Genomic DNA, 22,257 nt, shown 5'->3' on the forward strand with positions numbered 1-22,257 from the left:
CGAAATGACGGTTCCCCCGCACCGACCGGATGATCAACCCTTCCGGCAAACAGCCGACAAAAAACGCCGAACAAACCCGAAAATCAAGGAGAATAGCCCAAAAGCGTCGCGGATCGGCGCCTTCTTCACGCGGTGAGTCGCACCGGCCACTCTCCGCTGCCACCGGACGGCCGGCAGGCACCGGCCAGCTGCGGTTCGCCGGAGAATCGCCGCTGAAAATGTGATCGTTCTGACAGACCGCCGACAGAATCAGTGGACGAAAGTGGCCAGACCGGGGACTCTCCGGAAATGGAGAGCGTCATTATGCTGCGTCCATGGATGCGGGTGAGAATGAACCACAGGTGTTCCCCAACCGGTTCGCGGACGCGGTCGGGCCCTCGGCGGGCGGCCCGAGCCGGGATCGCTGCGCGTGCGTCGGCCATTCGACCGCGACCCGGCCGGCGACCGTCTCGTTCCACGGGGACCGGCAGGACACCGAGGCGGAAGGCTGGCGGCACCTCCTGGCGCTGATCGACGAGGCCGCGGCGGACGGGCGGACGGTGTTCAAACCGTTCGTCGAGATGAGCGCTCCGGAGCGGCGGCAGGTCGTCACGCTGCCGCCCACGATCGCGAAGCTGACCGCGGTGACGCACCTGGTCCTCTACGGGACGAACCTGGTGCGAATCCCGCCCGAGATCGGGGCGATGGCGAGCCTTGAGCGCTTCGAGCCCTACACGTCCCACCGGTTGCACTGGTACCCGTATGAGCTGACCCGGTGCGCGCGGCTCGCCGACAGCACGGTGAGCACGCGCGTCCTGTACGGCAATTTCAAGTTCCGGCCACCGTTTCCCGCGCTGCGGCCGGTGACCGACGCGGGGCAGGAGGACCTGGCCGCCCTCGACCCGGGCGTGTGGGGCACCGAAGGAGTACGGACCTGCAGCGTCTGCGACAGGCCGGTCGACCGCCGCCTCCACCAGGTGTGGATCTCACGTCGGGTCGGCACCGACGTCCTGCCGCTCCTCGTGAACGCGTGCTCTTCGGCCTGCGTGGCGGCGCTGCCGGAACCCCACTCCGGTTACGTCCCGACGCCTCACACCGGCGGCCCGGACGTCGTGCAGCCCTCCGGGCGCTGGTGAGTCGCCGCCCAGGTCCGGCGGCGGCACCGAAGAATTCTTCGCGAAGAATCCGGCCGTTCTGTCGAAACCGCGTCTGCTCGGTCGACGCGTGCTCAGAGGGCGGAGCGGCGGCAGGAGCCGGGGCCCATGGCATGTGAGGAGAAGGCCGTGGTCGAGCAGCGGACGCGGAGCACGTGGAAGACCAGGCATCAGGGCGACCGGGAGACCGGCGTCACCAAGTCCCTCCTCGGGTACGGCGTCATCGCCGGGCCGGTGTACGTCGCGGTGGTGCTCGCCCAGGCGCTGACCCGGGACGGCTTCGACCTCACCCGGCACGCGTGGAGCCTGCTGGCCAACGGCGACCTCGGCTGGATCCAGATCACGAACTTCGTGGTGACCGCGGCGACGACCCTCGCGTTCGCGGTCGGCCTCCGCCGTGCCCTGGCTCCCGGACGGGGCGCGACCTGGGCCCCGCGTCTGGTCGGCGCCTACAGCGCGGCGCTGCTCGCCTCGGGCGCCTTCCGCGCGGATCCGGCGATGGGCTTCCCGGCGGGGACGCCGGAGGGCCCCGGGGAGGTCAGCTGGCATGGGAACCTTCACTTCGCCAGCGGCGCCGTCGGCTTCCTCTGCCTGGTCGCCGCCTGCTTCGTCGTGGGCAGCCGGTTCGCCGCCGACGGCCGCCGGGGATGGGCCGCCTACTCCCGGCTGAGCGGTGCGCTGTTCCTCGCGTCGTTCGTCGCGATCGCCACCGGCGGAGGTGCCGCATGGGCCACCCTGACCTTCGTCGGCGGAGTCCTGATCAGCTGGGGGTGGATGTCGGCCCTCTCAGTCCACTTGTACCGGCGCGTCACGCCTGGTCGCGGCTGAGAGCGCCGCGCCTCGGTAGCCGGGGGCTAGCGGACGTGCCCTGAAGTCACTCCAGGTTCAGGTCTCGTGGGACGTCTCCGGGCGTCAGGTCGGGCCTCGGGCGGACGAAGCGGGCGGCGTGGCGCCAGCGGCCGTGTTCCGTGGCGGCGTCCACGCTGATCTCCACGACGGTGGTGGGGGCCACCCGCGTGTAGTGGATCGGGTCCCTGGTGCTGGGGAGGCCGCCCGCCCAGCCTGCGGGGAGGGGCTCCGGCCAGGGGTGCTCCTCGCCCGCGCGGGACAGGGTGCCGGTGAGGGCGGTGCGTGCCCGGGGGCTCAGCGGCGTGGTGTGGGCGACCACCCGGAGCGTGCTGCCGGTGGTGTACCTGCCCAGCAGGAGCGTCTGCGGCTGTTCGAGGGTGCCGGTCACTCCACCGATGATCGCCTCGGTCGTGGTGCGGTGCTTCACCTTCCACCAGCCGCGCCTGCCCTCCTTGTAGGGGGCGGCGGCGGCCTTCACGACCAGGCCCTCGACGCCCTGGGCGACGAGGATCTCGAACCACAGGCGCGCCTCGCCGACGTCGCGGAGCTGCGGGCAGAGGACGATGCGGGACGTGCCGGGCAGGCCGGCCAGGAGGCGCTCCAGCTCGGCGCGGCGGGAGGCGAGCGGCGCGGGGCGGTGGTCCACGCCGCCGGCCTCCAGGACGTCGAACACCACGTAGTGGCATGGCTCGGCGATCGGGAGGTCCGCGCGGCGTCGCACGTGGCGGCGCTGCAGGGCCGAGAAGTCGAGGCGGCCGTCGGTCCCCCAGCGGACGATCTCGCCGTCCACGACCGTGCCGGGCGGCAGCGTGGCGGCGACGGCCGAGACCACTTCGGGGAAGGCCCCGTCGAGGCGTTTGAGACGGCGCGACCAGAGCTGGACACCGCCGTCGTCGTCCACGCGCGCGACGCAGCGGAACCCGTCGAACTTCGGTTCGTAGCGGCAGCCGCCCGAGCAGGCCTTCTCCTCCGGGACGCGGTCGACGGCCGTCGCGGCCATGGGGGCGACGGGTCCTCGGATGTGCACCGCCCTCACCCCCGATCCGGCTCCTGTGCCGGATACCCGCGGGCGGAGCGCCGACCGCGCCCGCCTGCCGCCTTTGGCGCACGTTTGGGCAGGTGATTGCCTCAGGCGTGCATCGCCTCCAGGTCCCCTTCCGGGGGGTGCCTGAGCTGCCGATGAGACAAGTCGGGCAAGGTGTGACGTTCTGGACGACCCCGGCGCTGAAAGATCATCTGGGCCGGGTCTTTGGACGGGGAAGCATGCTCAAGCGCACAGTGATCGTGACTTCGGCCGCCGCCGTGGCGGTGGCGGGGACGGTGGTCTGGACGGTCTCGTCGTCGTCGACGGCGACGACGGCGTCCGCCACCCGGCCGGGCTCGGGACGGGTCCACGCCCGCCCGCTGGCGGACATCGCCACCGCGGCCCCCGCCGGCCGGAAGGTCAAGGGGCTGCCCGCCGCGCAGACGGATCCGTTCAGCCTCGTCGGCGTCACCTGGGACAGGCCGCGCGAGGAACTCCGGGGAACCGTCCGGGTCCGCACCCGGGACGCGAAGACGGGCCGCTGGTCGGGGTGGCACGCCCTGGAGCCGGAGACGGCCGATGCTCCTGAACAGGGAGGTCGCGGCGGGACGAACGGGCTGTGGGTCGGCCCGTCCGACGGCGTCGACGTGCGCGTGACCGGGCAGGGGCGCACCCTGCCGGAGGGCCTGCGCGTCGATCTGGTCGACCCCGAAGCCCCTGCCCCCGCCCCGACGCCGCGAGCGGCGGGACCGGCGGGCGGTACCGGGATGAAGCTCGTGGCGGCGACCACGCCCCTCGCCGGGCCCGTCACCGCGCCGAAGCCCGCCATCGTGCCGCGGTCCGGGTGGGGCGCGGACGAGTCCCTCGTCAAGGAGCCGCCGGAGTACGACGCCTCGGTCAAGGCCGCGTTCGTCCACCACACCGACACGGGCAACGAGTACTCCTGCTCCGAGTCGGCGTCGGTGATCCGGTCGGTGTTCCTGTACCACGTGAAGAGCCAGGGCTGGAACGACATCGGCTACAACTTCCTCGTCGACAAGTGCGGCACGATCTTCGAGGGGCGGGCCGGGGGCGCCGACCGTCCCGTCCACGGCGCCCACACCTACGGGTTCAACACCGACTCCACCGGTGTCGCCGTCCTCGGCACGTACACGGCGGCGAACGACCCGGACGTTCCCGGCGTCGCGCCCACCAAGGCCGCGCTGGACGGCACCGCGAAGATCGCGGCGTGGAAGCTGGGCCTGACCGGGGTCGACCCCACGGCGAAGACGACGCTGACCTCGAACGTCACCGACGGCAAGTACCCCTACGGACAGCAGGTCGACTTCAACACGATCTCCGGGCATCGCGACGGGTTCGCGACCGCGTGCCCCGGCGCGCAGCTCTACGCCGCGCTCCCCGCCATCCGGACGGCCGCCAAGCAGATCACCGTCCCGGCACTGGAGGCCACGGTGACCGGCGCGAAGGCGGCGGGCGGCCGCTACTACACCAAGAGCACGGCCACCCTGAACTGGACGCCCGCGGAAGGCGCGGCCTACACCGTCAGCGTGGACGGCGCGACGGCCGCGACGCCGGGGGCCGGGGCCACCTCGGCGACGATGACGCTCGCGCCGGGCACGCACTCGGTCCAGCTGCACGCCGCCTACTCCGACGGGACGACCTCGGCGTCCCCCGTCTTCACGGTCGTCGCGGACATGACGCCTCCGGTCATCTCGTCCCAGGCGCTCTCGCTGCGCAAGGGGACGGTCAACAGCGGCGCGTGGCCCGTGACGCTCAGCTGGAAGGCCGGTGACAACGCGCTTCTCAGCTCGCTGAAGGCCACCTCCCCCGCGGCGAAGACGTTCTCCACGACCACGACGCAGTGGGCCGCGGTCTCCAAGCCGGGCACGACCCAGACCTGGACGCTGGCCGCCGCGGACGCGGCGGGCAACACCGGCACCTCCAGCCTGAGCCGCTACACCGGCGGGCTGTCCGAGGGCTCCGCGCGCCGCACCGGCACGTGGGGCCTCAGCACGACCAAGTACTACCTGGGCGGGCGCGGCCTCTACAGCAAGTACCGGGGCGCGAGCGCGAGCTGGACGTTCACCGGCCGCACCGCGGGCCTGATCTTCAAGCGCGCCTCCAACCTCGGCGCGGTGTACGTCTACGTGGACGGCGTCAAGATCGGCACGCTGGACACCCGGGCGTCGTCCACGGCCTACCGCCAGCTGATGTGGACGCGCACCTGGAGCAGCAGCGGCAGGCACACCATCAAGATCGTCGTCGCGGGCACCTCGGGCCGTCCCATGGTCGGCATCGACGGCCTCGTCTACCTCCGCTGAGATCCGGGGGCGCCCGGCCTAGAGTGGCGGGCGTGAGCGAAGGTGCGCGGCGCGATCGCGTGATCGCGGAGTGCCTGGCCGAGCCGGGCGCCGTGGAGGAGTATCCGTTCGGCGACGAGGTCGCCGTCTTCAAGGTCGCCGGACGGATGTTCGCGCTGGTGCCGCTGGGCGCGTCGCCGCCGAGCGTCAGCCTCAAGTGCGATCCCGGCCTGGCGGAGGAGCTCCGCGCCCGCCACGCCGCGATCACGCCGGGCTACCACCTCAACAAGCGGCACTGGAACACCGTCGTCCTCGACGGCTCGGTGCCCGACGAGGAGGTGCTGGAGCTGGTCGACCACTCCTACGATCTCGTGGTCGCGGGGCTCACCCGCGCCCAGCGGGAGGCCCTGAAGCCCTGACGGCGCGCCCCTCGCGAGGGCACGCGGCCGGGTCCGGGAACTTTCTCGCACCGGAGCGATGAATCGGCGGGGTCCTCGCGGTACACACCTCGACCGATCCGGTCCGAGAAGGGACTCACGCGATGAACAGCAGCGAGACGGCCGTCCGCGAAGTGCTGGGGCGGCTGTACGAGGCGTGGGCCGACGGCGACGCCGACGCCTTCGCCGGCCTCTACACCGACGACGCGACCGTGGTGATGCCCGGCGTGTTCCACCAGGGCCGCGGCGCGGTGCGCGACTACATGGCCGCCGCGTTCGACGGGCCGCTCAAGGGCTCCCGGGCGGTGGACGAGCCGCAGGTCGTCCGCGTCCAAGGGGACACCGCGATCATCGTCAGCAGGGCGGGCATCGTCATGGCGGGGGAGCAGGAGGTCCCGCCCGAGCACGAGCGGCTCGCCACCTGGGTACTGTCGCGGCGGGACGGGCGGTGGCTCGTGTCCGCCTACGCCAACGCGCCCACTCGCTGACCGGAGGCCCGCCATGGACGAGGATCTCGATTCCTACCGGCGCGAGCTCTTGGTGCACTGCTACCGGATGGTGGGTTCGGTCCATGAGGCGGAGGACCTCGTCCAGGAGACGATGCTGCGCGCGTGGCGGGCCCAGGACCGCTACGAGCCGCGCTTGGCGTCCGTCCGCACCTGGCTCTACAGGATCGCGACGAACGTGTGCCTGACGGCGCTGCGGGGGCGGGCCCGGCGCCCGCTCCCGTCCGGGCTCGGCGCGCCGAGCGACGACCCGGACGCGGCGCTGGTCCCGGCGCCGGAGGTGCCGTGGCTCCAGCCGTTCCCCGACGCGCTGCTCGACGACCCGGCGGCGCGCGTCGTGCGGCGCGGCAGCCTGCGGTTGGCGCTGGTCGCGGCGATGCAGGCGCTGCCGCCCCGGCAGCGGGCCGTGCTCATCCTGCGGGACGTCCTGGAGTTCAGCGCGGCCGAGGCGGCGGAGCTGCTGGAGACGACCCCGGCCGCCGTGAACAGCGCCTTGCAGCGCGCCCGGGCGGGAATGTCGGGCGTCGCGGCGGAGGAGGAGATCGCCGAACCGGACGACGCGGCGGTCGGCGCCGTCCTGGACCGTTACGTGAGGTCGTTCGAGGCGGGCGACGTCGACGGCCTGGTGGCGCTGCTGACCGACGACGCCGTCCTGGAGATGCCGCCCGTTCCGCTCTGGTACCGGGGGCGGCGCGACTACGGGCGCTTCATGGCGCGGGTGTTCGCGATGCGCGGCGCGCACTGGCGGATGGCGCGGACGCGCGCGGGCGGCCAGCCGGCCCTGGCCGCCTACCACCTCTCGGAAGGCGCTTATCGGCTCCACACCCTCCAGGTCTTCACCGTGACGCCGGAGGGCGTGGCGCGCAACGTCGTCTTCCAGGACGCCCGGGTCTTCGCGGCCTTCGGTCTTCCGGAGATCTTCGGCGGCTGATGTCGATTTCCGCGCCGCGGCTTCGACCTCCGCTCAGAAGCCCTGAGAGGAGAACGTCATGGACATCACGCAGACGATCACCAGTGCCCACCGCCCGATCTGGCTGACCGGGGTCGCCGCGGCGCTGGCGGGATCCGTCGCGACCGAGCTGTTCGGCCTGGCCGCCCGCGCGGCGGGGATCCCGATGGAGGCCGGGAGCATCGGCGCCGACACCACCGACCCGGTCATGGTGGGCATGTTCGCGATGGGCACGGTCATCTGCACGTTCTGGGGGACGATCCTCGCGATGCTCCTCGCACGGTTCGCGAAGAACCCGTCGCGGACGTTCGTGTGGGCGGCGGTCGCGCTGACCGTCCTGTCGTTCACGACGCCGGTCGGCGCGGGCGCGACGGCCCTGTCCACGAAGCTGATGCTGTGCGCCGCACACGTCCTGGCGGCGGCGATCATCATTCCGATGTTCGCCCGCCGCCTCTCCGCCGCCGAAGCCTGACCGGTCGAGGACGGTCCCGCCGACCCGCGCTCAGCTCTGCCTGTAGGCGACGAAGTCGATCTCGACGAGGATGTTCATCAGGTCGGAGCCCACGGTGGTGCGCACCGGGTAGGGCTCGGTGAAGTGCTCCCGGTAGACCTCGTCGTAGGCGGCGAAGTCGCGGTGGAGGTCCTGAAGGTGGACGGTCGACTTCACGACGTCGTCCAGGCCGAGCCCGTGCTCGCTCAGGATCGCGGCCAGGTTCGCGAGGACCTGGCGGGTCTGCGCGGCGACGTCCGTGCCGACGACCTCACCGGTCTTCGGGTCGAGCGGCCCCATACCGGACGTGTAGACGAAGTCGCCGACCACGAGCGCCTGGGAGTAGGCGCCGATGGGCGGGGCGGATTCCGCACTGCGAAGTTCACGCTTGCTCATGTCCGTCTCCTTGTCGGGGGGCGCCGCTTCTCTGGCGGTGTGGCCGCGCGGTCTTCAAGGGTTCCAGACCGGCGGGGCTCAGAAGTACGTGCGGATCACGTCGATGACCGTGTAGTCGTCGTCCACGACGGGGACGACCTGCCATTTGTCGAAGGCCGTGCACGGGTGGGAGATGCCGAAGCAGACCAGGTCCCCGGGACGCGGGGACGCGTCCCCCGTGGCGACATAGGCGTGGTGGTCGTTGATGTCGGTGACGCGCATGCCGTCCGCGGGGAGGGTCGTCCCGTCCGCCCCGCGCATTCGCAGCGGGACGGGCAGGCCCGCGTCGTAGGGGGCCTCCCGCCTGCCCATCCCGACGATCGCGAGGCCGGGTTCGGGGACGGACGTGACCTGCGCCCAGATCTCCAGCGCGGCGTCCAGCGAGCCGGGGACGCGGTTGAACGGGGTCCGCTCGGTGTAGATGCCGTGGTCGTGGGAGATGTAGGCACCGCTGCGCAGCACCGCGGTGAGGTCGTGGCCGGGCAGCCAGTCGCCCGCGAGCCGGTCGGCGACCAGGTCGAAGTAGCCGCTGCCCCCTGCCGTGACGATCACCTCGCGGGGCAGCAGCGGGGACAGCTCGGCGGTCGCGTCGCGCAGCGCCCCGAGGTAGGCGCCGGCGGACGCGACGTCCGGCAGCCCGCCCTCGTACCCGGCGACGCCGGCGAGCTCGGTCCCGGGCGCGTCCGCGACGGCTCGGGCGACGGCGGCGAGCTCCCGGGCGGTGCGGCAGCCGGTCCGGCCGCGTTCGTGACCGAGTTCGACGAGCACCCGGAAGGGGCGCCGCCCTGCCGCCGCCGAGATCGCCGCGACGCCCTCCGCGGAGTCGGCGTACAGCAGGAGGTCCATGCCGCGGTCGACCTCGGCGCCGAGCCAGCGCAGCGCGGTCGGGTCGAGCAGCTCGTTGGCCAGCAGAATGCGCGGGACCCCGAACGTCCGGTACGCGAGCACCTGGTTGGCGGTCGCGGCGGTGATGCCCCAGGCGCCCGCGTCGAGCTGGGCCTGGAACAGCGACGGCGCCATGGACGTCTTGCCGTGCGGCGCGAACGCGAGCCCGTGCTCCCGGCAGAACGCGGCGAGCGCCGCGATGTTGTGCTCCAGCGCCGAGCGCCGCGCCACCATGACCGGCCAGGTGAACGGGCCGCCGAACAGGGGGTGGCGGGCGGCGGCGAACTCCTCCAGCGGGACGGGCGGGCCGGGCAGCCAGAGGCCCTTGGTCCGCCAGTCGACGTGCTCGCCGGGAATGGTGAGGCTCACGGCCGGTCCCCCTCCTGCCCGGGAGGCGCCGGTTCGGTCCGGCACCGTCCCCCGCGGACCAGGGGATCGTACATTGGCGTCCGCCCGAGGGGCGGTCGCCTACGCCTTGGGGCGGCGCAGCAGGTACGGCCGCACGCGGCCCAGGCCCTGCAGCGGCCGGGGACGCAGGCCCGAGGCGTCGAAGGGGCCGGACGGCAGCGCGGAGGCCAGGCCCGCGTCGGCCAGGACCGTCCCCGGGTAGGCGGTGGACGTCAGGCGCGCGGCCATGTTGACGGGCGTGCCGAACACGTCGCCCAACCGCTGGATGACCTCGCCGTAGGCGAGGCCCACCCGGACCTTCGGGAAGTCGGGGTCCTCGTCGAACCGCTCCGCGACGCGCAACCCGATCTCCGCGGCGGCGCCGGCGGCGGGCGCGACGAACAGGACCTCGTCGCCGAGCGTCTTGACCACGCGGCCGCCGCACTCGGCGACGATGTGCGTGACGGACCACTCGAACCGCTCGACGAACCCGGCGAGGGCCTCGCCGTCGAGGCGGCGGCTCAGCCGGGTGAACGACACGATGTCGGCGAACCCGACCGCGAGGAGCGCGACGCCGGCGGCGGGGTCGGCCCGCGCCGTGGCGGTGGACGCGGCGGCGCGCAGGCCGGCGGCGGCGAGCTGGCGGCGCCAGCCGTGCAGCAGCAAGCGCTCGAACGAGGGCCGCAGCTCCTCGGTGGCGGCGAGGGCGGCGGTGACCAGGTCGGCGGTCACCGGCTCGTCGGAGGGCATGGCGCTCAGGCGCTGGAGCCACACGTCGCCGAGCCAGCTCGCGAGCCGCCCCATCGTCTGGCCGACGGCGCGGACGAGCTGGAGCACCGTCTCCTCGTCCACCAGCTCGTGGGACAGGACCTCGCAGATCTCCTGGAGCGCGGCCACGTCGCCGTCGGTGAAGGCGACCTCGTCGTCCGGCGGGACGGGGAAGCCGAGCGCCTGCCAGATGCGGCGCGCGAAGTCGTCCGAGACGCCCGCCCGGGTCTCGACCTCCCGGCGCGTGTAGCGCAGGGGGCCGCCGAGGAGGGTCTCCTCGATGTCGTCCGCCATGGCGCAACCCTATGTGCCATCGATCGGTGTAACAATGGGACGGGAGTAAGATCACGGCGGTCACGACGAGACGAGCCGGCGGACGGGGCATGGCCGAGTACCGAATCGACGAGCTGGCGCGGCTGGCGGGCAGCACGGTGCGCAACATCCGCGCCTACCAGGACCGCGGGCTGCTGCCGCCGCCCCGCCTCGAGGGCCGTGTCGGCATGTACGACGACACGCACCTGGCGCGGCTGCGGCTGATCGGCAAGCTGCTGGGCCGCGGCTACACCTTCGCGATCATCAAGGACCTGCTGGGGGCCTGGGAGACCGGCAAGGACGTCGCCGAGGTGCTCGGGCTGGAGAAGGTCCTCACCGACCCGTGGTCGGACGAGATCCCGGGCACCGCGACCTACGAGGAGCTCGTCGAGAGGTTCGGCGCCGGCCTGGACGAGGAGCGGCTCGAGCGGACCATGCGGCGGACGATCGAGCTCGGCCTGATCGAGCCGGACGGCGAGAAGTACCGGGTCCCGAGCCCGCGGCTGCTGCACGTCGGCGCCGAGCTCGTCGCGGCCGGGATCCCGCTGGAGTCCGTCCTCGACATCGCGGCGCAGATCCGCGCCGACTGCGACGTGATCGCGGGGCGGTTCGTGAACCTCGTCCAGGAGCACGTGTTCACGCGGCTGGAGCGCCAGCCCGTCCCGGACGGCGACGAGGTCGGCGAGATCGCCGAGGTGGTCCGGCGGATGCGGCCGCTGGTGAAGATGGTCGTCGACCCGTTCATCGCGCGGGCGATGGAGACCCGCGTCCAGGCGGCGCTCGGCGACCACCTCGAAATGATCAGGGACCACTTCGGGGACGCCCCGGGCGCCTGAGCCGCTACAGGAGCGTCGCGCCCCACACGACCTTGACCTGGTGCGCCGCGCCCTCGGAGTCGGTGAAGGTGAGCGTGCCCTGCCCGGGCAGGCCGACGAGCGCCGTGCGGAGCGTCAGTGTCAGGTGCGTCGTGCCGTCCTCGGGCATGCCGCCCTGCATCGACGACAGGATCAGCTGGTTCGACGACGTCATCGCCGTCCAGGACACCGGCCCGCTCTTCGCCTTCAGGCTGACCTGCGCGGTCTTCGTCCCGTACATCTCGACCTTGGCCGGGCTCACCACGAGGACGCCGGGCGGCTTCGGCGACTCCGTCGCCGGCGGCGGCTGCGACGGCTGGACCGGATCCTCCGGCTTCTCCCGGTTCTTCTCATGGGTCTGCGGGTCGGGCGGCGGCTGGCCGGGACGGGCCTGCGCGCCCCCGCCGGGACCTTCGGGACCCCCCTTGCCGTTCCCCTGGCCGCCGGGCCTCTCCTGCGTGATCGACGGCGCCGGATGCGTGCGGAACGGCGGCCACGACAGCGGGCCGCCGCCGATGCCGGGCCCCATGACGAGCGCGGCCACGACGGCGGCCGCGAGCGCGCCCACCATGCCGCCGCCGGTGAACAGCCACCGGCGCGTGTACGGCGACGACACGTCCGGCTGGCTCGGCAGGCCGGAGGGGGTCAGCGCCCCGCCGCGGGCGGCGATGTCGGCGCGGTAGCCCGCCAACTCGGGGTCGGTCGCGGTGTGCATGACGCGGTGCCGCAGCGCCGCGGGCAGCACCGGCGCGGGCGCCCGCCGCAGCAGCGCGGCCGCCGTCACCCCGGCCCGGGCGCGGCAGTCGTCGCAGCCGGCGGCGTGCAGGTCGGTCGCGGGGTCGGCCGGGAACTCCTCGCCCCGGCGGCGCAGGAAACGCCGCAGCCCCCGGGCGCCCGGCTCCTCCGGCGGGTCCCCCACGGGACGGGCCGGGGCACGCGCGGCCAGCACCGGGATCGCCGCGGACCGGGACTCCTCGGTCGCGCGCGCGGCGGCGGCGCAGTCCCGCCGCGCGCGTTCGATCTCCCTCCGCAGCGCCGCGTCGAGCAGGACGCGCGCCCTGCGCACCCGCGCGGCGGCCCGCCGCCCCGACAGGCCGAGCGCCGCCCCGAGGCGGACCGGGCGCAGGTCGTGCCGGTATGCCAGGAGCATCACCTCCTGGTCGACGGGCTCCAGCCGGGCCAGGCAGGCGCGGAGCAGGCCGTGCAGCTCGTCCGAGGACGGCCGGACGGGTGCCGGATCGGCGGTGTCGGCACGGTCCAGGAACGGCGCGTCGGAGAACTCGGCGTCCCGGTCGAAGAACAGCACCTTCGGGCGGCCGCGGCGGATGCAGCGGCGCCGTGCCGCGCCGTAGAGCCAGGAGCTCAGGTACAGGTGGTCGCGCATCCGGGGAGCGCGGCGGCAGGCGTCGATGAACGCGTCGTGGACGATGTCGGCGGCGGCCTTCCCGTCCCCCGACATCGACAGCACGTAGTCGTACAGGCGCTCGCCGTACTCGTCGTAGAGCGCGGCCAGGGCAGCCTCGTCGCCCTCGTTCAGCCCCTTGACCAGCTTGCGGTCGGCTGCGTGGGCAGAGGTGGACAACCTGGGCATTCACGCTCCCGGCAGCGGCGGGTGGGAGTTACCCCCATGGGGGCCATCCGGACATTCGGCCCACCTTGCATACACCCCCGGGCCCGATCGCACCAGTTGAACCGGCGAAAAGAAGCGCACCGTGACGCCGGGTGAGTGGGCACGCCTCTAAGTGACCAGACGTTCACTCAGCCGACACCGGAGCCGTGTGAGCGGAGCGGAATCAATCGGCGTGCCGCACCTCCAGATCGCCGTCCGCGTAGCGCCGCCGGAGCACCTTTTTATCGAACTTCCCCACGCTCGTCTTCGGGACCTCGGTGATGAAAGTCCAGCGCTCCGGAACCTGCCATTTCGCCACCCTTCCGGCGAGGAATTCCCGCAGCTCCGCCGCCGTGGTCTCGGCGCCCTCGCGCAGCACGACGGACGCGAGCGGACGCTCCTGCCACCGGTCGTCGGGCACACCGACCACGGCCGCCTCGACGACGTCCGGATGCGCCATGAGGTGGTTCTCCAGCTCCACCGACGAGATCCACTCGCCGCCCGACTTGATGACGTCCTTGGCCCGGTCGGTGAGGACGAGGTAACCGTCCGGGGACAGCGTCCCCACATCGCCCGTGCGCAGCCAGCCGTCGTGGAACTTCGCGGGGTCCTCGTCCAGGTGGTAGGCCCCGGTGATCCACGGCCCGCGGATCTCCACCTCCCCGACGGCCTCCCCGTCGTTCGGCAGCACCACGTCGCCGTCCCCCACGATCCGCATCTCCAGCCCGGCGAGGACCCGGCCCTGGCTGACGCGCGCCCGCCACGCGTCCTCGTCCGCGGCCCCGGCCGGCGGATGCGCGACCGAGGCGACCGGCGAGGTCTCCGTCATCCCCCACGCCTGCACGATCCGCACGCCGATGTCCTCGAACCCGCGCATCAGCGACTCGGGGACCGCCGACCCGCCGCACGGCACGAGCCGCAGCGAGGTCAGGTCCGAGCCGTGCTCCTTCGCGTGGCGCAGGACGTCCGACCAGATCGTCGGCACCGCGCCCGCGATGGTCGGACGTTCGGCCTCGATGAGCCGGACGAGCGGCTCCGCCTGCAGGAAGCGGTCCGGCATGACCAGCGGCGCGCCCGCCATGACCGCAGCGTAGGGCAGCCCCCAGGCGTTCGCGTGGAACATCGGCACCACCGGCAGGACGACGTCGGACGCGCTCAGCCCCATCGCGTTCCCCGTGCAGGTCGACATCGAGTGCAGGTACGCGGACCGGTGCGAGTACACGACGCCCTTCGGGTTGCCGGTCGTCCCGCTCGTGTAGCACATCGCGGCGGCGGACCGCTCGTCGATCTCCGGCCACTCGAACGCCGCCGGCGCCGCCGCGAGCAGCTCCTCGTAGTCGTGCAGCTCCTTGCCCGCGCCCTCCAGCGGCGCGGTGTCGCCCTCCCCGACGACGACCACGTGCCGGACGGTCTCCAGCCGCGCCAGCACCGGCGCGAGCAGCGGGATCAGCGACCCGTCGGTGATGACGACCCGGTCCTCGGCGTGGTTGGCGATGTAGACGAGCTGGTCGGGGAACAGCCGCAGGTTGAGCGTGTGCAGCACCGCGCCCATCGACGGCACCGCCAGGTACGCCTCAAGGTGCTCGGTGTTGTTCCACATGAACGTGGCGACCCGCTGGTCCCCGTCCACTCCGAGCCCCCGCAGCGCCCCCGCCAGCCGCGCGGCGCGCTCACCCACCTCGCCGTACGTGCGCCGCCGCGTCCCGTCCCCCGTCCACGTGGAGACCGAGGCGTCCCCGAAGACCCCGGCCCCGTAGCGCATGATCGTCGTAATGGTCAGCGGAAAGTCCTGCATCGTGCTCCACACGGCATGCGCCTTTCTCCCAGGGGGCGACCCCTGGAACCCCGTCACGAGCCGGGCGATCCTCACGCCACGGTGCGGGTTTCCCTGCCCGTGCGGGTTGTTGTCGTGTCGCTGCGGTCGCCCGGCTCGACGGGTCGTGCGGCCTCCAGGCGCCAGAGCGCCTTCCGGCCGCCCGACCCGCGCCGGGGGTCGGCTACCCCCTCCAAGAGTGGGTCGATTTGTCCCCATCCAAGAGCGCCGGATGGGGACAAATCAACCCTCTTGGACCAAAGCCCGACCGGCGTCGCGGGCAGGCGCGTGGAGCGAGTGCAGCGAGCGCAACGCGCATGCCCGCCGACGCAGGCGACCGCAGCGACGCCACACACGCCGTCACGGGCACAACAGACCGCAACGCCGGCGTGAGGATCGCCTGCGTCGCAACGGGGGTTCCAGGGGGTCGCCCCCCCTGGGCAGACACAGCGGGTTCCAGGGGGTCGCCCCCCTGGGTCAGTACAGCTCCCGTAGGCGGGCCATTGCTCTGGAGACCGTGGACTTCACGGTGCCTACGCTGACGCCCAGGACTTCGGCGATCTCGCGTTCGGACATGTCCTCGTAGTAGCGGAGCATCACGGCCAGGCGCTGGCGTTCGGGGAGGCGGCGTAGGGCGCGGCCCAGGGCGTCGTGCATCTCGCTGCGGTCGGTGTGGTCGGCGACGGGGCGGTCGGGGAGCTGGTCGGTGGGGTAGACCTCCAGCTTGCGGCGGCGCCACCAGGAGATCTGGGTGTTGACCATGGCGCGGCGGACGTAGCCGTCCAGGGCGGAGCGGTCCTCGATGCGGTCCCAGGCGAGATAGGTCTTGGCGAGAGCGGCCTGGAGGAGGTCCTCGGCCTCGGTGCGGTCGCTGGTGAGCTGGGCGGCCTGCCTGAGCAGCACGGGGCCGCGTTCCGCCACGTACGCGCGGAACTCCTCGTGCCGCGTCGCGTTCACACCACCACCGGACCAGGGGCTGGGGAGCCGCGCCGACTCCCGGTACAACGACGATCGCATGCCCGGCGTCATTACGGTCCTACTAGAACGGTATATCCGGGTCAACCAGTAGACATTCTTTATCCCAGGTAGATCAAACGTCCTCCGCGAGCTGACTTATCGCGACAAATCCGTCGACAGCCGGGGTCACGTTGCGTGACTCTTGACTCGCTGTCCAACCAGTAGTCGCCGTACGTCACGATCCCGGAGGGCCGCGATGCCGACGACACATCTCCGCCGAGTCGCGCACCGCCAGGCGGTGTTCGGAGCACCCGCGCGCCCGGAGGCGGGCCGCGGGCGGGCGGTGAGCGGTGTCGTGCTGGACGCGAGCCCGCACCTGCTGGTGCTGGGCGAGGGCGGGGCGGAGGGCACCGAGGTGCGCATCGCGATGAGCGGCGACACCGCGATCTGGCACGGCGGGCGCGGGGGCCCCGCCGCGCTGCGGCCCGGCCGGCCCGTCGTCGTGCGACGGACCGACGGCGGCCGCGCCGACCGGGTCTGGGTGGGCATCGGCCGGGTCTGCGGGACGATCCTCGCGTGCGGCCGGGACGGCGTGGAGGTGGACATGGGGCCGCACCGCGGGCGCGCCCACGTGGTGATCCCGCCGTCCGCCCTCGGCCCGGTGCTGGTCCGGCATCCGCGGCTGGAGCCCGGCTACCTGATCGACGTGATCTGCGTGGGGTCCCCCGGAGGGCCGCAGGCGGTGCGTCCCGGCACGTCGCAGCCCGGGTACCGGGCGGCCGACCTCGCCGCGCCGGCGGCGGTCGCGCCGGTGCCGGAGGTGCTGCGCGGGACGGCGACCTGGTTCGGCGGCGTGGAGGGGGAGTGGCGGGACGGGGCGTCCTACCCGGCGGTCGATCCGGAGGGGGACGCCGGGGGGTGTGCGGGCGCCCCGTCCGGCTGCGTGCCGATGCCCTACCTGTCGCTCGGCAGCGAGGTCGCCGTCCGGAACGAGTGCGGGGGGCGGTCGGCGCGGGTGCCGGTGATCGAGTGCGGCTGCACGGCGGCACGGTTCTGCGACCGGTGCGTGGACTGCGAGGCGTCCCCGCGGGGGCGGATCGTCGAGCTGACCCCGGCCGCGTTCGCCGCGCTCGGCGGCGACCTGGCGGCGGGCTGCCTCAACGCGACCGTCCGGCCGGAGGCGAAGGAGGGGCCATGGTGACGGCGATCCAGAACACGCAGGTACTGCTGCTGGCGGCGGTGCTGCTGGCGGCCTGCCTGGCGAAACTGACGGTCCGGGAGGGGGCGGCGGAGGCGCCGGACCACGTGCACGGCGTGCCCGTGCCGGCCGGGCACGCGCGGCTGTCGGCGCTGCGCCGCAGCCGCGGCATGACGGTCGGGCTCGGCATCGGGGAGGGGCTGCTCGGCCTGGCGCTGCTGGTGACCTCGCACCTGTCGGTGCGGCTGGCGACGACCGTGGCGTTCGCCGCCGCGACCTGGGTGGTGGGCGAGCTGCGGGTGCACAGGCCGGACGCCGGCTGCGGCTGCTTCGGCGCGCTGAGCGCCAAGAAGGTGGACCGGCGCAGCGTGCTGCGTGCGGTGCTGTTCACCTGCGCGGCCGTCGTCTCGCTCGGCGCGCCGCACGCGGGCGTGGACGTGCTGCGGGACGGCCCGGCGCAGGTGGGGCTGCTGTTCGCGGTCGAGCTGGCGCTCTTCGTGGCGCTGTCCCCCGAGCTGGCGGTGCTCGCCGGGCGGCACCGTCGTGCGGGCGTCCCGTGCGAGCGGCGCCGCAGCCCGATGCCGGAGACGTACGAGAGGCTGTACCGCAGTCCGGAGTGGGCCGAGCACGAGAACGCGATCGGTAGCGCGGAGCCGCTGGACGTGTGGCGGGAGGGCTGCTGGCGGTTCGTGGCGTTCCCCGGCCGGATGAGTGAGCGGGAGGTGGAGATCGTGTTCGCGGTGTCGACCTCGGAGCGGGACCGGGCCGTCCGGTCGGCGGTCGTGGCGCCCGAGGCCCACTAGCCGGTTGGAGACCCCTCGGTCCCGCTCGTCAGAACTGCCGGGCGGCGCCGCCGCGCGACCGGCGGTAGAGGAGCCGCCTGGTCCGGGCGTGCAGCGCTTCCCGCAGCCGGGCCATGTGCCGGTTCTCCGAGACGGTCTCCGGCGGACGGCCGCCCTGGTCCTGGCGCATCGCGGACTCGTCGTAGCCGAGGATCGAGGCGGTTATCTCGTCCTCGTCCAAGAGCTCGTCGTCGGTCTCGTGACCGCCGGACCGGCGTCGTGGCATGACTTCCCCTGGCATCGTCCAGATGCCCGTCGCGGGTCGCCAGTGGGCTCCTACCCACCTGGGCGGGCCAGGCAACGTCCGATCGGCGGCCTCACCAGCTCCCCGCGGATTCGTCCTCCTCCATGTCGGAGGTGAAGTCCTCGGTCGAGACGTCGTAGTCGTCGTCCGCACGCGGGGGCATGCCGCCCTGCTCCTGCTGCATCGCCTCCTCGTCCTCCAGGGACGCGTCCTCATGGCCGACGTGCGGGTGGACGCCGCCGAACTCGTCCTCGCCTCCGAGTTCGTCATCGGCGGGATAGGTCTCTTCGGCGGCGTACTCGTCTTCCGCGAGGTACTCGTCGAGGCCGCCGTACTGGTTGTCGTGGTCCTGGCCTCGGAACCGGTCTGCCATGTCTCTCCCCGACCTCGGCTTCGCATGCCTGCCCATGGGGGGCGCCGAGGCTCCTACCCACGTCGCCCGGACGACACCTGCCGCCCTCTTCTGCCGTTGTCTAGCACCTTCTAGGAGAAGTCCAAGAAGTGCTTAGACGGTCCGAGAGGAGCGGTGAGCGAAATCTACGGCTCTCTACGGCTCTTGCTAGAGAGACGGATATTCCGCGGACGATCCGGCTTCGATGCAGCCGTCTACCACTCTCTAGTGTTTTCGCTAGAGAGCCTGATAGGCGGATAGGTCAGGCGGGCTGGGAGCGGAGGAACTTGCCGAAGTGCGGGACGGTGAACGCGACCATGCCGCGTTCCGCGCTGTAGATGAGGCCCTTCTTGATCAGCCCGTCGCGGGCGGGCGACAGGCTGGACGGTTTGCGGCCCAGCTCGTCGGCGACGGACGCGGTGGGCACCGGGTCGTCGCCGAGCATGGCCATGGCGCGCATGTAGTCGCGCTCGGCGGGGGTGGCGCGCTCGTAGCGGCTGCCGAAGAAGCCGACGGCGAGCTCGCTCTCCGCCTCCGGCGCGGCGACCTTGATGTCGTCGGCGGTGATGGGGCTGTCGGGGGCGACGTCCCAGACGACCTTGGCGTACGCCTGGACGAAGTAGGGGTAGCCGTCGGCCGCGCCGTACAGCGCGTCGAGGGCCTCCTTGGTGAAGGTGACGTCCTCGCGCTCGGCGGGGGCCAGCAGCGCGACGTCGGCCGACTCGCGGTCGAGCCGGTCGATGCGGGCGTACCGGAAGAGCCGCTCGGAGTAGGACTTGCTCGCCGACAGGACGGCCGGCAGGTGCGGCAGGCCCGCGCCCACCACGATCAGCGGGCCGCCGACCTGCGACAGCTCGTGGCACGCGGCGCACAGCGCGGACACGTCGTCGGCCGGGATGTCCTGCATCTCGTCGACGAACAGGGCGATGCCGACGCCGACGTCGGTCGCGACGGACGCGGCGTCCACGAACAGCTCGGTGAGGTCGATCTCCAGGTCGCCGGAGTCGGCGCGGCCCCGCGCCGCGGGGACGTCGATGCCGGGCTGCCAGCGGTGCGCCCGCGCCTTGGCCTTGCCGGACGGCTCGGGCCCCGCCTGCGCGAACGCCTTGAGCACGCCGAGGAACTCCTCGATGCGGTCGGGCGCGCGGTGCCGGGGCGCCAGCTCGCGGACGGCCCGGTGCAGCGCCGAGGCCACCGGGCGGCGGATCGACTGGTCGGGCCGGGCCTCGATCTTCCCGGTCCCCCACAGCCGCTGGATCGCCTGCGAGCGGAACGCGTTGAGCAGCACGGTCTTGCCCACCCCGCGCAGCCCGGTGACGATCATGCTGCGCTCGGGGCGGCCGCGGGCCACCCGTTCGAGCACCACCTCGAACTGCCTGAGCTCGCGGTCGCGGCCGGCCAGCTCGGGCGGGCGCTGCCCGGCTCCCGGGGCGTAGGGGTTGCGCACGGGGTCCACGCTCTCGGACTCTATGAGGCGATATAGCTGCGGCCGTAGATTTGCGTAGAAAACACTGCGGCGTGTCGCGCGGTCACGCCGCCGCCCGCAGCGCGCGGAGCCCTCGGGCCCCCGTGTGGCCATGGTCGCCACCATGTCGCCTCCCGGGCGAGCGCGTTCGAACAGGGCGGTCGAACTTCTGTTCGACCATTCGAACACAGTAGCGCATGCCCCCTCCCCCGTCACGCGAACGCGGAAGACGGCCCGGCCGCGGGCACCACCCCCGCGGCCGGGCCGTCTGGTATCGGAGAAAGGTCAGGCCAGGGGCTCGTCCGCCTCGGACTTGTGGGGGACCTTCTCGGCGGGCACGGTGCCCATGCGCCCGGCCTGGAAGTCCTCGAACGCCTGGATGATCTCGTCTCGGGTGTTCATCACGAAGGGGCCGTACCGGGCGATCGGCTCCCGGATCGGCAGGCCGCCGAGGATGAGGATCTCCCACCCCCCGGCGCTGGCGACCGGCTGGCTTTCGGCGGCGCGGACGACGAGGCCGTCCCCGTCCCCCTTGTGGTGCGAGCCGGCGAAGACGGCGAGCTGCCCGTCGTCCAGCGCGACCTCCTCGACTCCCGCCGTCCCGCGACCGGAGAGCACGTACACCAGCGCGTTGAACTCCCGCGGCCAGGGCAGCGCCAGGCGCGCACCGGGCGCGACGGTCGCGTGCAGGTAGTTGATCGGCGTGTAGGTCACGCCGGGGCCGTCGTGGCCGGCGAGCGATCCGGCGATGACGCGCACGAGGGACGAGCCGTCGTCCGCGGCGAGCAGCTTGACGTCGCGGGCCTCGATGTCCTGGTAGCGCGGCTGGACCCACTTCTGGGCGCGCGGCAGGTTGACCCAGAGCTGGACGCCGTGGAACAGGCCGCCCTTGGCGATCAGCTCGGGCGGCGGCTGCTCGATGTGCTGGAGGCCGGACGCGGCCGTCATCCACTGGGTGGCGCCGTCGGAGATGAGACCGCCGCCGCCGGTGGTGTCCTGGTGCTGGAAGGCGCCGTCGATGATGTAGGTGACGGTCTCGAACCCCCGGTGCGGGTGCCACGGGGTGCCCTTCGCCTCGCCCGGCGCGTACTCGACGGCGCCCATGTGGTCGAGGAGGAGGAACGGGTCGGCCAGGGACAGGTCGATGCCCGGGAACGGGCGCCTGACCTGGAATCCCTCACCCTCCAGGTGGCGCTTGGCGGTCACGACCTTCGCGACGCGGCGCCAGTCGGTGCCCTCCTGCGGCAGCTGCGGCAGGCGGGGCAGGGTCAGCGGGTCGGCCATCACGGCAGGCATGGGGTTCTCCCCTCGTCCGGGTGCCCGCCTGCGGTCGGGCGGTGCATGGTCCCTGCAACGTAGTTGATACTTCAACTATTTCCTCGGACGGAGCGGGTCCGTCTTGCTACGCTGAAGGTAGCGTGAGTTAGTTGAATCTTCAACAGATGCTCTATACTCGTACCATGAGCGAACCTCGCTGGCTCGATGCCACCCAGCAGCGCGATTGGCGGGCATACGTGGACGGCAGCGTCCGGCTCGCCGAGATGATGGACCGCGACCTCAAGACCAGGCACGGCCTGTCGAACTCCGAGTACGAGATCCTCGTCCGGCTGTCGGAGGCGCCCGAGCGGCGGCTGCGGATGGCCGAACTGGCCGACAACGCCAGCCAGTCGCGCAGCAGGCTCTCCCACACCTGCTCCCGCCTGGAGGCCAAGGGCCTGGTCAAGCGGGACAGCTGCCCGAACGACAAGCGCGGCGTCTACGCGCACCTCACCGACGAGGGCTTCGCCGCGCTCGACCGCGCCGCCCGCGACCACGTCGAGGTCGTCCGGAACTACTTCATCGACGTGATAGAGCCGCAGGACCTGGAGGCCATCGGGCGCGCGTTCGGCATCGTCCTCAAGCGGCTCGGCGGCGCGTCCTAGAGCGGGGCGGTCACCCCGGTCAGGAACCCGACCGACAGCAGGGTCAGCACGCCCCAGGCGAGCATCATCCCGAAGCCGAACGTCCGCCACCGCCCGCCGACCTTCCAGGCGAGCAGGCCTCCGAGCCCGAACGCCAGCACCAGCAGCGTCACGAACTGCGGCAGCAGGCTGGGGCGGCGGCTCATCATCAGCGGCGGGTACATCATCACGGCGTCGACGAAGACGAACGCCGCCATTCCGGCCGCCAGCGCTTTGACGTCCCTGCCTAGGAACTCCCGCGCGCGCTCCGCCGCGAGCTGCGCCTTCTCCGTCTGCAGCAAAGGCTGCGCATGCGCCGCCTGCTCGACCTCCACGCTGTGCGCGACCGCGAAGATCTCGTCTTCGAGGCTTGGGAGGTCCCTCTCCTGAGGCTCCGCCATCCCGGCTCCCTGGGGCCGGACGCCCACCGGGCGACCTGCCCGGCGGCTCGCTCGAGGATCACGGCCCG

At 72.7% G+C, this 22,257-nt stretch carries 22 protein-coding genes and 1 pseudogene; 11 read left to right on the forward strand and 12 right to left on the reverse strand.

From position 1 onward, the window contains the following. Positions 1-314: 314 nt before the first annotated feature. A complete protein-coding gene (locus FKD65_RS23300) occupies positions 315-1,115 on the forward strand; it encodes a leucine-rich repeat domain-containing protein (protein ID WP_141579498.1) in 801 nt (266 codons plus the stop codon). A gap of 126 nt (positions 1,116-1,241) precedes the next feature. Next, positions 1,242-1,961 carry a DUF998 domain-containing protein gene (locus tag FKD65_RS23305; protein ID WP_141579499.1) on the forward strand — a complete coding sequence of 240 codons (720 nt, stop codon included), beginning with the start codon at positions 1,242-1,244 and terminating at the stop codon, positions 1,959-1,961. A 46-nt stretch (positions 1,962-2,007) separates the two neighbouring features. Here the strand turns inward: FKD65_RS23305 and FKD65_RS23310 are convergent, their stop codons facing one another. Continuing rightward, positions 2,008-3,009 (reverse strand): ATP-dependent DNA ligase, encoded by a 1,002-nt coding sequence (locus tag FKD65_RS23310; protein WP_240809558.1) that lies wholly within the window; start codon positions 3,007-3,009, stop codon positions 2,008-2,010. Positions 3,010-3,245: 236 nt separating this feature from the next. On the opposite strand from FKD65_RS23310, the gene FKD65_RS23315 reads away from it, so the two are divergent. From FKD65_RS23315 to FKD65_RS23335, 5 genes and pseudogenes are all read left to right on the forward strand, one after another. After that, a complete protein-coding gene (locus FKD65_RS23315; protein ID WP_141579500.1) occupies positions 3,246-5,327 on the forward strand; it encodes a peptidoglycan recognition protein in 2,082 nt (693 codons plus the stop codon). Positions 5,328-5,359: 32 nt separating this feature from the next. Next, positions 5,360-5,725 carry an MmcQ/YjbR family DNA-binding protein gene (locus FKD65_RS23320; protein WP_240809559.1) on the forward strand — a complete coding sequence of 122 codons (366 nt, stop codon included), beginning with the start codon at positions 5,360-5,362 and terminating at the stop codon, positions 5,723-5,725. Between the two features lie 122 nt (positions 5,726-5,847). Beyond that, positions 5,848-6,231 carry an SgcJ/EcaC family oxidoreductase gene (locus tag FKD65_RS23325; RefSeq protein ID WP_141579501.1) on the forward strand — a complete coding sequence of 128 codons (384 nt, stop codon included), beginning with the start codon at positions 5,848-5,850 and terminating at the stop codon, positions 6,229-6,231. Between the two features lie 10 nt (positions 6,232-6,241). Next, positions 6,242-7,180: pseudogene (locus FKD65_RS23330) on the forward strand (sigma-70 family RNA polymerase sigma factor); the annotation flags it as partial. Positions 7,181-7,238: 58 nt separating this feature from the next. After that, on the forward strand, positions 7,239-7,670 hold the full coding sequence (locus tag FKD65_RS23335; protein WP_141579503.1) for a DUF6069 family protein: 432 nt from the start codon (positions 7,239-7,241) through the stop codon (positions 7,668-7,670). Between the two features lie 30 nt (positions 7,671-7,700). Here FKD65_RS23335 and FKD65_RS23340 read toward each other — a convergent pair whose 3' ends face one another. The 3 genes from FKD65_RS23340 to FKD65_RS23350 all read right to left on the reverse strand — a co-directional run bounded on the left by FKD65_RS23340 (position 7,701) and on the right by FKD65_RS23350 (position 10,457). Continuing rightward, a complete protein-coding gene (locus tag FKD65_RS23340) occupies positions 7,701-8,084 on the reverse strand; it encodes a RidA family protein (protein WP_141579504.1) in 384 nt (127 codons plus the stop codon). 78 nt (positions 8,085-8,162) lie between these two features. Next, positions 8,163-9,377, reverse strand: a complete 1,215-nt coding sequence (locus tag FKD65_RS23345) for an alanine racemase (RefSeq protein WP_141579505.1) — start codon at positions 9,375-9,377, stop codon at positions 8,163-8,165. Between the two features lie 99 nt (positions 9,378-9,476). Then, complete coding sequence (locus FKD65_RS23350; RefSeq protein ID WP_141579506.1) at positions 9,477-10,457, reverse strand: adenylate/guanylate cyclase domain-containing protein; 981 nt, start codon at positions 10,455-10,457, stop codon at positions 9,477-9,479. Between the two features lie 89 nt (positions 10,458-10,546). Here FKD65_RS23350 and FKD65_RS23355 point away from each other — a divergent pair, with 89 nt between their 5' ends. Then, a complete protein-coding gene (locus FKD65_RS23355) occupies positions 10,547-11,311 on the forward strand; it encodes a MerR family transcriptional regulator (protein WP_141579507.1) in 765 nt (254 codons plus the stop codon). Between the two features lie 4 nt (positions 11,312-11,315). Here the strand turns inward: FKD65_RS23355 and FKD65_RS23360 are convergent, their stop codons facing one another. The 3 genes from FKD65_RS23360 to FKD65_RS23370 form a co-directional block, all read right to left on the reverse strand. Then, positions 11,316-12,920 carry an RNA polymerase sigma factor gene (locus tag FKD65_RS23360; RefSeq protein WP_141579508.1) on the reverse strand — a complete coding sequence of 535 codons (1,605 nt, stop codon included), beginning with the start codon at positions 12,918-12,920 and terminating at the stop codon, positions 11,316-11,318. 202 nt (positions 12,921-13,122) lie between these two features. After that, complete coding sequence (locus FKD65_RS23365) at positions 13,123-14,733, reverse strand: long-chain fatty acid--CoA ligase (protein WP_240809560.1); 1,611 nt, start codon at positions 14,731-14,733, stop codon at positions 13,123-13,125. A gap of 495 nt (positions 14,734-15,228) precedes the next feature. Then, on the reverse strand, positions 15,229-15,768 hold the full coding sequence (locus FKD65_RS23370) for a SigE family RNA polymerase sigma factor (RefSeq protein WP_205718229.1): 540 nt from the start codon (positions 15,766-15,768) through the stop codon (positions 15,229-15,231). Positions 15,769-15,964: 196 nt separating this feature from the next. Between FKD65_RS23370 and FKD65_RS23375 the strand changes: the two genes are divergently transcribed. Both FKD65_RS23375 and FKD65_RS23380 read left to right on the forward strand, forming a co-directional pair. Further along, positions 15,965-16,909, forward strand: coding sequence for a hypothetical protein (locus tag FKD65_RS23375; RefSeq protein WP_141579511.1), 945 nt, complete (start codon positions 15,965-15,967; stop codon positions 16,907-16,909). Then, positions 16,903-17,709 carry a MauE/DoxX family redox-associated membrane protein gene (locus FKD65_RS23380; protein WP_141579512.1) on the forward strand — a complete coding sequence of 269 codons (807 nt, stop codon included), beginning with the start codon at positions 16,903-16,905 and terminating at the stop codon, positions 17,707-17,709. Before FKD65_RS23375 ends, FKD65_RS23380 begins: the two co-directional genes overlap by 7 nt. 28 nt (positions 17,710-17,737) lie before the next feature. Here the strand turns inward: FKD65_RS23380 and FKD65_RS23385 are convergent, their stop codons facing one another. The 4 genes from FKD65_RS23385 to FKD65_RS23400 all read right to left on the reverse strand — a co-directional run bounded on the left by FKD65_RS23385 (position 17,738) and on the right by FKD65_RS23400 (position 21,144). Then, positions 17,738-17,974 (reverse strand): hypothetical protein, encoded by a 237-nt coding sequence (locus FKD65_RS23385; protein WP_141579513.1) that lies wholly within the window; start codon positions 17,972-17,974, stop codon positions 17,738-17,740. 91 nt (positions 17,975-18,065) lie between these two features. After that, complete coding sequence (locus FKD65_RS23390) at positions 18,066-18,365, reverse strand: hypothetical protein (RefSeq protein WP_141579514.1); 300 nt, start codon at positions 18,363-18,365, stop codon at positions 18,066-18,068. Positions 18,366-18,645: 280 nt separating this feature from the next. Next, positions 18,646-19,839, reverse strand: a complete 1,194-nt coding sequence (locus tag FKD65_RS23395) for an ATP-binding protein (protein ID WP_141579515.1) — start codon at positions 19,837-19,839, stop codon at positions 18,646-18,648. A 294-nt stretch (positions 19,840-20,133) separates the two neighbouring features. Next, the gene (locus FKD65_RS23400; protein WP_141579516.1) at positions 20,134-21,144 is read right to left on the reverse strand and encodes a pirin family protein; all 1,011 of its coding nucleotides are present in this window, start codon (positions 21,142-21,144) and stop codon (positions 20,134-20,136) included. Between the two features lie 164 nt (positions 21,145-21,308). Between FKD65_RS23400 and FKD65_RS23405 the strand changes: the two genes are divergently transcribed. Continuing rightward, the gene (locus FKD65_RS23405; RefSeq protein WP_141579517.1) at positions 21,309-21,770 is read left to right on the forward strand and encodes a MarR family winged helix-turn-helix transcriptional regulator; all 462 of its coding nucleotides are present in this window, start codon (positions 21,309-21,311) and stop codon (positions 21,768-21,770) included. Here the strand turns inward: FKD65_RS23405 and FKD65_RS23410 are convergent. Further along, positions 21,767-22,189 (reverse strand): hypothetical protein, encoded by a 423-nt coding sequence (locus FKD65_RS23410; protein ID WP_141579518.1) that lies wholly within the window; start codon positions 22,187-22,189, stop codon positions 21,767-21,769. The genes FKD65_RS23405 and FKD65_RS23410 overlap by 4 nt on opposite strands. Between the last annotated feature and the right edge of the window lie 68 nt (positions 22,190-22,257).

It is taken from the genome of Actinomadura sp. WMMA1423, from assembly GCF_006547145.1.
GTDB lineage: Bacteria > Actinomycetota > Actinomycetes > Streptosporangiales > Streptosporangiaceae > Spirillospora.